Below are 14763 nucleotides of genomic sequence, written 5' to 3'. Positions count from 1 at the left end.
GGGGACACATAGGTGCGGTTGGTCAGCTCCGCGTCGATCCAGATGTGGTGGTAACCGCGGCGGAACCGGCCGGGGTTCACCAGGCCGACCCGGATGCCGGTCCGGCTCATCGCCTCCAGGTTCCCGGCCATGCTGTGGTGCGAGAGCGCGTTGATGACGGTCAGCGTGTTGTGCAGGACCATCTGGTAGTGCGCGTGGTTGCGCCACCGGCCGTCGTCCGGGTCGCCGAGGTCCTCCAGCGTGGCGACCATCGTCGGGTACTTGCGGGCGACGGCGGTCAGCACCTGCCGGGTCAGCGAGTCCAGCCGGTTGCGCTCGGCGAAGGTGACCTCCGGGCTCGCCGGGGTGGCCGGGCCGGCGGTGATCGCGGGCAAGGTCCCGGTCCCGCCGTCGGTTTCGGCGGCGGGCTGGAGCGTGGTGTCGGCGGAGGTGTCCTCGCCCTCGGTGGCCGCCGCGAACTTGCGGCTGTACCGGCCGTTGGCGTAGAGGAACTGCACCGGCCGGGCCATGCCGAGGGTCGGCGGGCGGTCCGCGGTGAGGTAGGCGGGGGCGTACGGCTCGGTGCGGCCGAAGGCGTTCTCGTCCTCCATCCCGGCCAGGCGGCGCGCCTCGGTGCGCGTCATCCGGTCCAGGCTCCAGGTGGTGAACGGCGTCGCGTGCGCGTCCCCGGTCTTGCGGATCCAGATGGTCTGCTCGACCCGGTACAGGTCGGTGGTGACGTTCTTGGCCCGGGCGACCATGCGGACCGCGCCCGAGCCGCCGGTCACCGCCGAGCGGCCCCGGGTGTGCCCGAGCCGCATGCTGGGGCCGGCCTGGATCCGGGGCTTGACCCGGTTCATCCAGTCGGAGATGACGTTCTGGAGCCCGAACGTCGGCAGGTTGAACGTGGGCCCGATGACGAGGGAGATGTCCTTGGTGATCGCCTTGCTCTGCTTGCGGGTGTTCTGCACGGTCAGGAAGTTCGAGTCCCGCAGCTCCGCCTTGTCGGTCTCCGAAGCGAGCACGGCCCGCTTCAGCTCCACCCCGTCGATGACGAAGGCGCCGAGCGGGGTGCTCTTCTTGTCGTCGGCGCGCAGCGGCTTGCTTGGCACCGCGGACTTGCGCATCCGCCCGGAGAGCTGGTGGAAGTTCCGGTCGGAGAAGAACCTGTCCAGCTCGCGGTAGGCCGAGGAGTCGGGCCCGGCGCCGATCCGGTCCACCGCCCAGTCGCGGATGTGCTCGACCGGGCCGAAGTCCTCGGTGACGAAGAACCGGAAGTCGGACTCCGGCCCCAGTTGCAGCGTCTTCGGGGTCCGGCGGACCGTGGACTCCTTGGTGGCGCCCTCCGGCAGCCGCGCCTTGAGCCCGTGGCGCACACCGAACGCGAACTCCACGTCCGGGGCCGCCACGGTGGCCGGCCTCGCCCGCCAGCGGGTGCCCAGCACGCCCTGCTTGGCCGGGCGCGGCTCTTCGGCGTCGGTGATGCGCACCTCGACGTACGCGTCGTCCAGGTACGGGTGCGAGGTGTCCCAGCCGCGGGTCTCCCCCACGTTCAGGATCTGGTCCTGCATGGAGTAGTTGACCTCGCGGACGCGGCCCAGCCGGATGCCGATCCGGCCGAACGCGGAGAAGACCATCGACTGCGGCCCCAGCGGCACCGTCGGGGCCAGCTGGCGGGTCTGGCCGACGGACTTGGAACCGCCGACGCTGGCCTGCGCGCGGTACGCGTTGTCGACCTTGACCAGGGAGACGCCGTCGGTGAACTTGGTCCACTCGCCGTAGTTGCGGACCCTGATGTGCAGCTTGCGCAGGCGCCCCGACTCCGTGCGGTACACGAACTCGCGGCCGTCCCCGACGAAGGTCTGCGGGCGCTCGCGCAGCGCGCGCTGCATCCGGCGGAAGACCGACTCGTCGGTGCCGCCGCCGCGCACCCGGTAGCGCTTCGACGGCTCCTCGCCCGAGGCCGTCTCCGGGTCGTCGTCCTTCTTCATCTCGGCGTCGATGTGCTCCACGATCTGTTCCCAGCCGCGGATGTAGACATCGCTCTGCCCGAACGCGATGGGCATGGCGGTGTCGTCGGACTCGTCGCCGGGGAACGGCAGGAAGCCGTCGACATAGCCCGGCATCCGGCTGTCGTCGGTGAACTTGCTGGGCCGGTGCACCTGCGGCGGCGGCAGCATGTCGCTGTCGATGCGCGGCCGGCGGCGCTCCTCCAGCTCCTCGTCGATCTGCACCCCGGCCGGCTTCGGCCGGGGGTTCTGGCCGGGCGGCGGGGTGGGCCCGAGCGTGGAGGGCGGCGACGACGGGGGCGCCGGCGGGGGCGGCGGGACCTCGGTGAGGGCGGAGGTGAGGTCCGGCAGCGGGTCGTCGAGGCCCGGCACCCGCCCGCCGAGGAAGGGCAGCGGGTCGTCAAGACCGGGCACCGGGGCGTCGAGGTCCAGAGTCGGGGCGGGGGCGCGGCGGTCACCACGGGAAGAGCCGGGGGTGTCGGCGTCGACCGGTGGGAGCGGCCCCGGCGCCGGCATGTTCACCGAGTCCAGTGCGCGGGGGCTGGACAGGCGCAGGGCGGCGGCGGTGGGGGCCGCCCCGGTGGCGGGCGAGGGGTGCAGGGAGAACACCGGGTGCGCCGCCCCGTCGGCCGTGTGCTCCCCGAGGGGGAACTCGGTCGAGTACACCTCCCGGCCGATGCGCTGGGCCAGGTCCTGCGCCAGATCGGGGGCGAGGCGGTCCAGTTCGGAGACGGCCAGGAAGACGGGGACGGCCGAGTCGAGGGTCAGCAGATCCGGGTCGTTGGCGAGCAGTTCGACGAACTCCGCGGTCGGCACCCGCCGGGTCGCCCCGCCGTACGACACGAAGACGTGGCTCGGGTCGCCGCGGTCCAGCTCGGCGCGGACCACGTACGGAGCGGACCGGTCCCTTCCGCCCGCGGTCTTCCCGTGCCACGGCGCGTCGACCGTACCGCCGGGGATGTGGACCTTCGACAGGTCCACGGCGGTGTCTCCCCGTGGCGTGGCCAGCAGATGGCGCCCGGCCACCGGGCCGCCGGCCGTGACCGGGGGCATGGCCGTGGCGGCGGACAGGGCCTGATCGATCTCCAGGTGGTAGGCGGCCACCTGGTCCGGGTCGGCCCCGTCGCGGCCGACTGCGTACGCCGCGGCCGTCAGGTCCCGCGCCCGGTCCCGCCGTGCGTCGTCCACCTCGGACGGGTCCAGGTGCAGCACCCGGGCGGTGTACGCGTCCAGGGCGGCGGCGTCGAGCGCGTCCAGCGCCTCGTACGCCTTGACCCCGGCCCAGAACACCTGCGAGCGCTCGTCCTCGCCCACCTCGTCCGTACTGGACAGCTGGAGGGCGTCGGCGATCGCCCGCGACACATCCGGGCTGCCCAGCCGGGCGACGGCCCGGTCCACGGCCGAGGGCAGCGTCACGAAGTCCGCCAGCGGCGTGCCGGGGCCGTTGGCGAGGGCCTGGGCGAGCACCGTCCGGTAGTCGGCCCGGCGCGGCTCGGTCTGTCCCGGGGACAGCTTCGCGGCGACGACCCGGCGGAAGAAGTCCAGGGTGAACGGGCCCGCCTGCCGGAAACGCGGATCGTCCCGCCACATCGTCTCCAGCGCGGCGGCCCCGCGCAGCAGCTCCGCGTAGCCCGGGTCCTGCTCGACGCGGACGTCGTCGTCGACCTCGTTCCCGAGCGTCAGCTTCAGCGCCCGCACCAGCTCCAGCGTCCGCTGCCGCGCCTCCTCCGGCACCGGCCCGGGGCCGCTGTGCAGCCCGGCGGCGCGCGCCCGGCGGTCCAGTTCGCCGGTCTCCGGCTCCGGGAAGAACTCCGCGTACGAACCCCAGCGCCCCTGGGGGTCGGTCACCAGGGCGCGGACGTACTCGCCGTTCAGGAACAGGACGCCGGAGCGGACGGTGGCGGCGCTCACCTTGTTCCGCATCTCGTTCGCGTAGTGCTGACCCTGGGCGACCTCCCTGAGCGGGTTGGGCACGAAGGCGCCGGGGTTGTTCCGCCCGTAGGCGGTACGGCGCGGGACCGCGCTGTCCTTCGGGGAACCCGACCGGCACGACACCAGGCCGAGCCAGTCCTCCTGCTTGTTCTCCAGGAGGCTGGTGAAGCTCTTGCGCTTCCTCAGCCACTTGGCACCCGCGTCGCCCCACGCCCGGTGCGTGGTCCCGTCGTCCAGGGCGAAGGACGTGAAGCCCGCCCCGCCGTGGGCGGCGAAGAACGCCTTCAGCTTGCCCCGGGCGGCCGGTTCCAGGGGGAACGTCCTGGAGTAGGTTCCGGTGGCGAAGTTGAAGTGCACGTACTTCGTCACCTGGTCGAGGTGGCGGTACGCGTCCTCCCGTATGACCAGCTCGCCGGGCTGGAAGGAGGCGCGGCCGATCTGCCGTCCCGTCAGCTCACTGCCCACCGGCGAGGACCGCACATCCTCGTACCAGTCCTCGTCGTGCCCGTCTCCCTCGTCGCCCGAGTCGGGCAGCATGCCGGGCGGGACGGGGAACCACGCGCCCACCGGGCGCCCGGACGCCGTGAAGACCGCGAGGGCCAGACGGCCGTCCGGCCTGGTCATCAGCCGTGCGTCACCGCTGTGCGCCCATACGGTGCGGCCCGTCCGCTCCGCCAGCAGCCGCGCCACGTACTGTTCGCCGTCCCCGGCGAACGGCATGGCCAGCACGATCGGGGCGCCCGCGGGGAGCTTCACCAGGTCCGGGTCCTTCAGGACCTCCTCCACGAACCGCTCGACGCTCACGGCCCGCGTCGTGCCGTCCAGCGCCGGGATCGTCACCCGGTCGCCGTTCAGGGTGGCCGCCAGCAGGTACGGCGTGGGCCCGCCCAGCCACCTCGGGACCGTCGAATCGAGGAGCTTGGGGGTGGTGCCCGGCCACTCCACCAGGAGGCCGACGGTGTCCGCGTACAGCTCGCCGCCGGGCAGACCCGTCCAGTTCAGACCCGGGCCCCGGGCGCCGCCCGTGGTGAAGCGGTGGTCCGCGTAGCGGCCCGCGTCCTTCTCGGCGCGGTACGCCGCCATCTCCGCCAGGCTGCCCGCCCGGCCGTCCCTGATCGCCAGGTCGGTCACCGCGTACAGGTCCTCGCGCAGAGCGCTGGTGACCGGTGTGGCTTCGTCCAGGCCCAGGACGCGCCGGGCCAGCGCGGCCGGGTCGAACGGACCGTCCCGCAGACCGGACTCGGCCTGCCGCAGCTCGTCCAGCCGCAGCACCGCCGCCGAGTGCCGGTGAGTGTTGATCCCGATCGTCACCCCGGCGGCGGCCGGGCTCGACGGACTCTTGCCGCCGGTCATCATGAAGATGGAGAAGCCACCGGCGGACAGCCCCTCACCGGCCGCGCCGAGCGCGGTCAGCGCCCGGTCGAGGTGGCGCCGGAACACCGCGGCCACCGCGTCGGCCCGCGAGCGGGCGAGCTGCTGGTCGGCTCCGCTGCCGTGTCCGGTGATCCGGATCGGGGACCTGGGCAGCCGCGCCCGCTTGTTCCGCAAGGCGGTCTCGGCCACCCGGGCCGCCAGCCGTGCGATCTCCGCCTCCTGGTCCGCGGACACCTCGGCGGACTGCTCGTCGAACGCCACCGTGGCCGACCGCGGCAGCGCGGACGGCCCGGCCGGGGCGGCGGACGGGGCAGCCGGCGTCGTGGGGGCCGGAGCGGCCGGCGGCTCGCCCACGGGCACGGTGTGCATCTGGTCCGAGTCGATCCGGGCGGCGAACTCCGCGATCCGGTCCGGGGACAGGCGCACGGCCGGGGCCGCCGTCGGCCGCGTGGACCCGACGGCCGACGCCTTCGCCAGAGCGGCCCGGAGCTTCGGGGGCGGCGTCGGCATCGGTGCCCAGGGCGACGGCGGGAGCTGCTCGGCGCCGCGGGGTACCGAAGCCGGCACCGGGCGCGGGGCGTTGCCGGGCGGATTCGGGGCGACGGGCCGCGTCTCGTGGAAGTCCGCGCCCTTCGGGGCCGGGGCGCCCGGAACCTGGGGCAGGGACAGCACGGGGGCCTGGGACGCGACGGGCGTGGTCCGCTCCAGGGGCAGGGCGGTCGAGTAGACAGGATGGCCGATCCGCTGGGCGAGCCGTCGTGCCAGGCCGGGGAGGTGCCGGTCGAGCTCCGGGATGTCCAGGACGACGGGGGCCTTCCGCGGCGTGACCAACAGGTGGCGGTCATTGGCCAGCAGCTCGACGAACACCGCCTCCGACGCGCTCTGGTACGAGCCGTTGAGGAGCAGCCGGAGGCGGCCCGGGGTGTTCGGGTCCACCGCGGCCCGCACCACGTAGGGAGCCGGCTTGTCGTTGCCCAGCGGGTCCTTCCCCGCCCACGGCGCGTCCATGAGACCGGCGGGCGTCCATAGCTTCGACAGATCGAGGTCCGGGGTCTGCGGCGCGGCCACGTAGTGGCGCCCGGACGCCAGATCCGGCAGGTTCCCCGAGCCGTCGGGGAGGAACACGCCGGTGGGGTCGTCCAGAGCGCCCAGGCCCTCCAGGTACCGCGACCTCACCATGACGGGGTCGGCCCCGTCCCTCCCGACCGCGAACAGCGTGGTCATCAGCCACTGGGTGGCCTCGCGCAGATCGTCGTAGGGCGTCAGGCCGAAGACCTCACGGGTGAACCGGTCGAGGTCGGCGCCGGGTGCGGCCAGAGCCTCGTGCATCTTGACCCGGGCCCAGAAAACGCGGGAGAGCTCGGCGTTCCCCGCCTTCTGTCCGGCGCGCAGTGACAGGTAGGTGGCGGCCTCCGCGGCCGGGTCCACACCGCTCCACCAGGTGGCCGCCTCGTCCAGCGCCCCCGTCAGCTTCGGGGCGAACGTCGTGAGGGGCGTACCGTCGGCCGCGGCCGCGGCGGCGAGCACCGCGCGGTAGTCGTCGTGACGGGCCTCGGTCCGCCCCTGGGGGAGCCCGGCGGTGACGACCCGCTGGAGGAAGTCCAGCGTGAACAGGCCCGCGCCGCCGAACCGCTGGTCGCCCTCCCACATCCGGTCCAGCGCGGCGGCCCCGCGCAGCAGCTCCGCGTAGCCGGGGTCCTGCTCGACGCGGACGTCGTCGTCGACGTCGTTGCCCAGCGTCAGCCTCAGCGCCCGCACCAGACGCAGCGTCCGCTGCCTGGCGTTCTCGGACACCTCTCCCGGGCCCGTGTGGTACCCGGCCATGCGGGCGCGGCGGTCCAGCTCGGCTGTGTCCGGCTCGGGATAGAACGTCACGACCGAGCCGAGCCGCCCCTGCAGGTCGGTGTAGACGGTCATGACGTATTCACCGTCGTGGAACAGCGTCCCGACCGTCCCGAAGGCGGCGCTGACCTTGTGCCGGGTCTCGTTCGCCGTGTGCTGTGCGACGGAGATGTCGGCGAGCGGATCGGGGACGAAGGCCGCGGACAGGGCGTGCAGCGCCCCGGGGAAGACGCCGTCCGCGTACCCGATGGCCGGGATGGCACGGTCCGCGGGGGAGCCGTTCCAGCACGACTCCATGTGGATCCAGTCGTCCACGGCGAGGTTCCGCACGCTCTTGCGGTGCGCGAGGTACCGGGGCCCCTCGGCGCCGTAGGCGTGGTGCATCGTGCCGTCGTCGAGCACGAAAGCCATCCAGCCCGGTCCGCCGTGCCCGTCCCAGGTGTACGTCCTGCCCCGGCTCGGCAGCGGGATCTTCCCCGACACGACCTCGCCCGTGACGGGGTTCACGTGGACGTAGTGCGTCATCGTGCCGAAGTGACGCTGGTCGTCCTCCATGCCGTGCCGCGAGACCTCGGCGTCCGGCATACCGGAGCGACCGGCCTGGCGCTTCGACCGCACGTCCATGATGGTCCGGGTCAGCACCTTGCGGTACCACTCCGGGAGGCCGGGCCTGCGGTCGGGCACCATACCGGGCGGGCTGGGGATCCAGTCGCCCTGGTGGCGGCCGTCGGCGTGGATCACAGCGACGGTGGTCAGGCCCTGGTCCTCGTTGATGAGCGCGTGGCCGGAGTGCGCCCACACCGTTCTGCCGGTCCGCTCGGCCAGCAGCCGCGGCAGATCGAGGCCCTGGTCGCCGGCGAACGGAACGGCCAGCACGATCGGGTGATCCTGCGGCAGGCCCTCCCGCTCCAGATCGCGCGCGACCAGCTCGATGAACTCGCCGGCGGTCAGCTCGCGGGTCGTACCGTCCGGCCACGGCAGGAAGACCTTCTCGTGCGTGCCGACGGCCGCCACGACATAGGGCCTCGGCCCGCCACGCCACTCGGTGTCCTGGGTGTCCACGACCTGGAGGCTGCCGTCCGGGAACTGCTCGATGATCGCGAACGAATCGTTCGTCAGCTCGGCGACCTGGTCAGCGCCCCAGTTGAGCCCCGGGACACGGGTGCCGCCCACCGTGAAGTAGCGGTCCCGGTTCGGGGCGATCGTGCCCTGCTGGAAGACGTGGTACGCGCCCAGCGCCGCCAGGCTGGTCGCCCAGCCGTCCACGGTGGCGTTGGTGATCAGCGCGTACAGCCGCTCGCGGACGTCCCCGTCCACCGGGGCGTCCGGGGCGAGATGGAGGATGCGGCGGGTGATGACATCGCTGTCCAGCGGGTCGTTCACCAGATCCGGATCGGCGAGGCGGAGTTCGTTCAGTTTCGCGGCCGGGTCGGCGAGTTCGATCGTCACCTGACGGCGCAGCGCCGCCAGGTCCGCGTCCGGCGTGCTGCCGGTCTGCCCCACCTCCGCGCCACGGCCGCGCCAGACGATGTGGAAGTCGTCCGCCGTGATGTGGTCGTCCACGGGGACGTTCCCCTGGAGGCGTTCCAGCGCGCGGTCCAGGTCGTCCATGAACCGCTCGTAGACGGCGGACGCACGCCGCAGCGCCTCGGCGTCCGCGTCCTGCGCCGCGCCCTCGCCGTAGCCGAGGATGATCGCGGTGGGCTTGGCGAGGCCCTGGGCGCGCTGGTCCAGCCCGGTCCGGGCGAGCCGGTCGGCCAGGTCCCGCAGCGCCGTCGCGGCGGTCTCGGACAGCGCGTCGGTCCCCGGCGCGAAGGGCACTCTCGTCAGCGGCGCGGGGGCGGACGCGGCGGGCGGGAGCGTGACCGGGACGACGTGCACCGGCAGCGGGGCCGCCGGTTGCAGCCCGGGCATCGGCGCCCCGGGGGTCGACCGGGCCACCGACCCGGGCTGCGGCCGCGCCTTGGCGGCCGGTACGTCGGCGGGGTCGGCGAGATCGGCGGACGACTCGGGATCAGAGTCGGGATCGGGGTCGGAGCCGGAATCGGGGTCGGAGGCCGGGTCGAAGACGGAATCGACATCGGTGTCGCTGCCGGAATCACTCCCGTCGAAGAGGCCCGGCCCGGTGTCCGGCCCCATCGGCGTGGTGAGTTCGATGGTCGTCTGCCGCAGCACCTCCGGGTCCGTACCGGAGCTCACGCCCCCGCCACGGCTGCGGGCGGTGAACGAGAACATCTCCGCCCTGAGCCGGTCCACCCACGGGTAATCCGTCTGAAGCCGTATCAGCGCCTCATCCAAGTGGTCCATGAACCACTCGAGAACCGTCTCGGCGCGCTCCTGCCCCATCTCCCGCGCCTGCGCGGCCGGACCCTCGCCGAAGCCGGTCACCACACCCGACGGCAACGGACGCCCCGCACGCCATTCCGTCAGCGCCGACGCCGCCACCTCACGCGCCAGATCCTCGATGTCCGCCACATCATCAACGGACACAATGGTCTCACCCGGGTCGAACCGCACCGTGAGCTCCCGCCCCGCCGGAGCCGGCGCCGCCTCCGCGGCCGTACGGTCGGCTCGGGGCACGGGGGCCCGCACCGGAAGGGGGGCGGGCTCCGGGTTCTGCGGATCGACGGGCTCCGTGGCGTCCGGCTCCCCGACCACCCAGATGTGCCGACCGAGGCGCTGGGCCACGCCCCCGGCCAGGCCGGGGGCGTGGGCGACGAGCCCCTGGATGTCCAGCAGGACCGGAATTTTCAGGTCCTCGTACAGCAGCTCCTCGTCGCGCGCCAGCAGTTCGGCGAACTCCTGGGGCGACAGGCTCCTGGTGAGGGGTGCGCCGGTGGAGGACCTGAAGGTGACGAGCACCCGGCCCGGGGCGTTCGGGTCCACCCTGGCGTGCACCGTGTAGGGAACCGGCTTGTCGTTGTTGTTCGCGTCCTTCCCCGCCCACGGAGCGTCCACCGGACCCGTGGGGGTCTGGACCTTCGACAGGTCCGGGGCCGTGCCGTTCAGGCTCCCCAGATAGTCCCGTCCGGACACCCTGCCCGGGGTGCCGGGCACGGACAGGGCGGTGGTGCCCGACAGGGCGCCGTTCCTTTCGAGGAGGAAGGCGACCATCACGTCCGCGTCGGCTCCGTCGAGCCCGCGGGCGAACGCCGTCGTGATGTGCTTCCGGGTGAAGTCGCGCTGCGCGTCGGTCACCTGGGCGCCCGAGGGCAGTTCGAACAAGTGGGCCGTGATCCTCTCGATGCCGGACGCGTCCCACGCCTCCAGCATCTTGACCCGCGCCCAGAACATCCGGGACCACTCGGGCGTGCGCACGTCGGCGGGGCCGCTCAGGCGCAGCGCGTCGACGGCCGCGCCGTCGATGTCCGCGGTGTCGAGCCAGTCGGCGGCGTCGTCCAGCGAGGAGGGCAGCGTCACGAAGTCGGCCGCCTTCATGCCCATGGGTGCGGCGGCGGCCCGCTTGAGGGCGTTCCGGTAGTCGTCATGGCGCGCCTGGGTGCCCGCCGGAAGCGTCGCCGCGACGACTCGCTCGAAGAAGTCCAGGGTGAACGGGCCCGCGTCGGAGAACCGCGAGTCGAGCCGCCACATCCGGGCCAGCGCGGCGGCCCCGCGCAGCAATTCCGCGTACTCCGGGTCCTGCTCCACCCGTACGTCGTCGTCGATCTCCTTGCCCAGCGTCAGCCGCAGCGCCCGCACCAGCCGCAGTGTCGCCGCCCTGGTCGTGTCGGAGACCGGCCCGGGACCGCTGTGGTACCCGGCCTCCTGCGCCCGGCGGTCCAGCTCCTCGTCATCGGGCTCCGGGAAGTACTGCACGTACGACCCACGCCGCCCGCGGGCGTCGGTCTCCAGGATCCGGATGGCTTCGCCCTGGTAGTCCCCCGTGGCGTCGATGAGGATGGTGGCGTTCGTCTTGCGCCGGGACTCGTTCGCCACATGCTGCCCTATGGCGACGTCCGCGAGTGGGTCGGGCACGAAGGCGCCGGGGAAGCCTTCGCCGTAGTTGCGGCGGTTCGTCTTGTCCACACCACGGTGCGCAGGGGAACCGGCGTAGCACAGGACCAGCTCGATCCAGTCGTCGTTGCCGAGCTCCTGCACGCTCCTGCGGCGCCCGATGTACCGCGCCCCCGCCGCGCCCCAGGCCTCGACCTTTGTACCGTCCTCCAGCGGGAACATGATGTGGCCGGGCCCGCCGTGCGCGTCGAAGTAGTACCTCCGTACGCCCGGCTTGCCCGGGCGCGGCCGCGGGAGCAGCCCGCTGACGAACTTCCGCGCGGCGACGTTGTAGTGGGCGTAGTGCTTCATCGCGTCGAGCCGACGCTGCTCCCCTTCGAGGTCCTTCCTGGCGACCTCATCGTGGTGGAGCGCGGTGCGTCCGATGCGCCGCCCGTCCGGGCCGACGAGGGTCCGGTTGACCACCTTGCGCCACCAGCTCGGGGTGTACGCGGTCCGGCCGGCCGCCTTTCCGGGCAGGCTGGGGATCCAGTCGCCCTCTATGTGGCCCTTCCGGTGGACCACACCGATGGCGTACGCCTGCGGCCCGGTCTGGTGGACCGTGACGCGTCCGCTGTGCGACCACACCGTCCGGCCCGTCCGGTCCGCCAGCTTCTGCGGCAGGTCGAGCCCACGGTCACCGCCATGGGGGATGGCCAGCACGATCGGGGTGTCCGGGGGCGCTCCGGTCCGCTCGAAGTCGGTCGCGACCAGTTCGACGAACTCGTCGACGGTCAGGTCGCGTACCGTACCGTCCGGCCACGTCGCCGTCACACGGTCGTGGCCGCCCTCGGCCACCACGGCGTACGGGAGCGGGCCCGGCACCCACGGGGCGTGATCCACGCCGGCCCGGTCGAACCCGCCACCGGGACGCTCCCGCAGGATGTCGACCCTGCCGGTGTCCAGTGTGACGACCTCTTCCGGGCCCCAGTTGAGGCCGTGGACGCGCTGGCCGCCCACCGTGAAGTAGCGGTCCCGCTTGCTGGAGATCAGCCCCTTCACGAAGGCGTGGTAGGCGCCCAGCAACCCCAGGGTGACCGCCCAGCCGTCCTGGTAGGCGTCGAAGAGCAGCGCGGCGAGCCGTTGGCGTTCGCCGCGGTCCACTGGGGCGTTCGCGTCGCGGTGGAGGACGCGGCGGACCAGCTCGTCGGAGTCAAGCTGCACGTCCCACAGTTCGGGATCGGCCTTGTACAGGTCGTCCAGCAGCTCCAGCGGCCGAACGGCCTCGACCGTCACCCGGCGGCGCAGCGCCTCCGCCTGCGCGCCCGTGACAGGTCCGACGTCACTGCCGAGGCCGCGCCATTGGATGAAGAAGTCATCGGCCGTGAGCTGACTGTCCGGGTCGACGTTCTTCTGGAGAGCGCTCAGCTCGGCTGCCAGGGCCGCCACGAACTCGACGTACGCGTTGGTCGCGCGCGCCTCGCCTTCGGTCTCCGCCTCCGCGTCCGTGCCCTCGCCGTACCCGGAGAGCAGCACGAAGGGCAGAGGCAGATCGTGATCACGGCTGTCCAGACCGTCCCGGGCCACCTGCTGGGCCAGGTCCTCCAGCGACTCCTCGGCATCCGCGGTCAGATCGGTGTCGTTCGGCGGGAAGGACACAACCGTCAACCGGGGCGGGCGGGAGCCGGACCCGCCGGCCGGGCTCGTCACCGGAGCGGTGTGCACCGGCAAGACCTGGCTGCCCAGTCCGGGCATCGACTGCCCGGCCGAGGACCGGGCCACCGGCCCGCGTGCGGGCCGGAGCCGCGGCTGTGTCCGGGGCCGCGCCTTGCCGTCCGGTACCTCGGCGGGGGTGGTGGGGCCGGCGGACGACTCGGGGTCGGATTCCGGCTCGGTGTCGGAGCCGGAATCGGTGTCGGAGCCGGAATCGGAGTCGGGGACCGAGTCGAAGACGGAGTCGACCTCGGTTGCGGTGTCGGTGTCGGAATGGCTTCCGGAGGGGAACAGATCCGGCTCGTCGAACGGCTCCGAAGCCGTCAGCTCCTCCAACGGCGTGGTGAGCTCGATGGTCGTCTGCCGCGAGGCCTCCGGGTCCGTACCCGGCTCCAGGCCCCCGCCACGGCTGCGGGCGGTGAACGAGAACTCCTCCGCCGTGAGCCGGTCCGCCCACGGCCGATCCGCCTGAAGCCGCGTCAGCTCCTCACCCAAGTGGTCCATGAACCACTCGAGAACCGTCTCGGCCCGCTCCTGCCCCATCTCCCGCGCCTGCTCCGCGGAGCCCTCACCGAAGCCGGTCACCACACCTGACGGCAACGGACGCCCCGCACGCCACTCCACCAGCGCCGACGCCGCCACCTCATGCGCCAGATCCTCGATGTCCGCCACATCATCAACGGACACAATGGTCTCGCCCGGCTCGAACCGCACCGTGAGCTCCCGCCCCGCCGGAGCCGACGCCGCCTCCGAGGAGGACCGGGTGATGGGGGGCGGAACCGGGAGGGGGGAGGGATCCGGGTTCTGCGGATCGACGGGATCGGTGGCACGCCATTCCAGGGCGGTCCGGCCCGCGGCGTTCCCGGCGGGCGGGCTCAGGGTCAGCACCGTGTGCACGGCGCCCTTGGGCTTCATCTGGCTCGGGACGGCGGCCGTCGACCAGATCTGCCGGCCGAGCCGCTGGGACAGCTCCCGCGCCAGCCCGGGCATGTGGCGGTCCAGCTCGGCGATGTCCAGCAGGACCGGAACCGTCAGCTCCTGGCTGAGCAGCGCCTCGTCGCGGGCCAGCAGCTCGGTGAACTGCTCGGGAGTCAGGCTCCTGGTGACGGACCGGTACGTGACCGTCAGCCGGTTCGGGGCCTTGGGGTCCACCGAGGCCCGCACCACATAGGGACGCCGCTTGCTCTGGCCCAGCGCGTCCTTCCCGGACCACGGCGCATCCTCCAGCCCCGAGGGGGTCCAGACCTTGGACATGATCGGGAACGCGTCCCTGGCCCCGGACCGGAAGTGGCGCCCGTACACCATGTCCGGAGCGTTGAGCGGGTGCAGGGCGGTGGTGTCCGCCAGGGCGCCCTGGTTGTCGAGGTGGTACGCGAACAGCGCGTCCGGGTCGGATCCGTCGATCCCGGCCGCGTACGCCGCCATGACCAGCTCGCGGATGAAGTTGCGGTGCGCGGGCTTCACATCAGCGGTCGAGGGCAGCGCCAGAAGCTGTGCGGCGAGCCGGTCGATACCGGACTCGCTCCACGCCTCCAGCATCTTGACCCGCGCCCAGAACACCCGGGACCGCTCGGCGTCACCCACCTCGTCGGGGCCGTCCAGGAGCAGCGCCTCGACGGCCGCGTCGACGACGTCCTCGGTCTTCAGCCAGCGGGCCGCGCGGTCCAGCGACGCGGGCAGGGTCACGAAGTCGTCCAGCCGCGTTCCCGGCGGGTTGTCCGCCGCGGCGATCAGCACCTCCCGGTAGTCGTCCTGGCGCGCCTCGGTGTCCTCGGGAAGCGTCGCCGCGACGACCCGCTCGAAGAAGTCCAGCGTGACCGGGCCCGCACCCCGGAACCGCGGGTCGGCCTGCCACATCCGGTCCAGCGCGGCGGCCCCGCGCAGCAGCTCCGCGTACTCCGGGTTCTGCTCGATCCGTACGTCGTCGTCGATCTCCTTGCCCAGCGTCAGCCGCAGCGCCCGCACCAGGCGGAGCGTCGCC

1 protein-coding gene (running past both ends of the window) is annotated in these 14763 nt (G+C 72.9%); it reads right to left on the bottom strand.

All 14763 nt of this window come from inside a single coding sequence — locus tag ACFZCY_RS06635, lonely Cys domain-containing protein (protein WP_391169930.1), on the bottom strand. Of the gene's 61377 coding nucleotides, 15284 precede the window and 31330 follow it; the stretch shown corresponds to coding positions 15285–30047 (codon 5095, partial, through codon 10016, partial); reading right to left, the first codon wholly in view occupies nucleotides 14760–14762. Both the start codon and the stop codon lie outside the window.

The organism is Streptomyces sp. NPDC007983, from assembly GCF_042958345.1.
Classification (GTDB): domain Bacteria; phylum Actinomycetota; class Actinomycetes; order Streptomycetales; family Streptomycetaceae; genus Streptomyces.
Note: the sequence above shows the minus strand (reverse complement) of the source record. Positions and strands in the feature narration are given on the sequence as shown.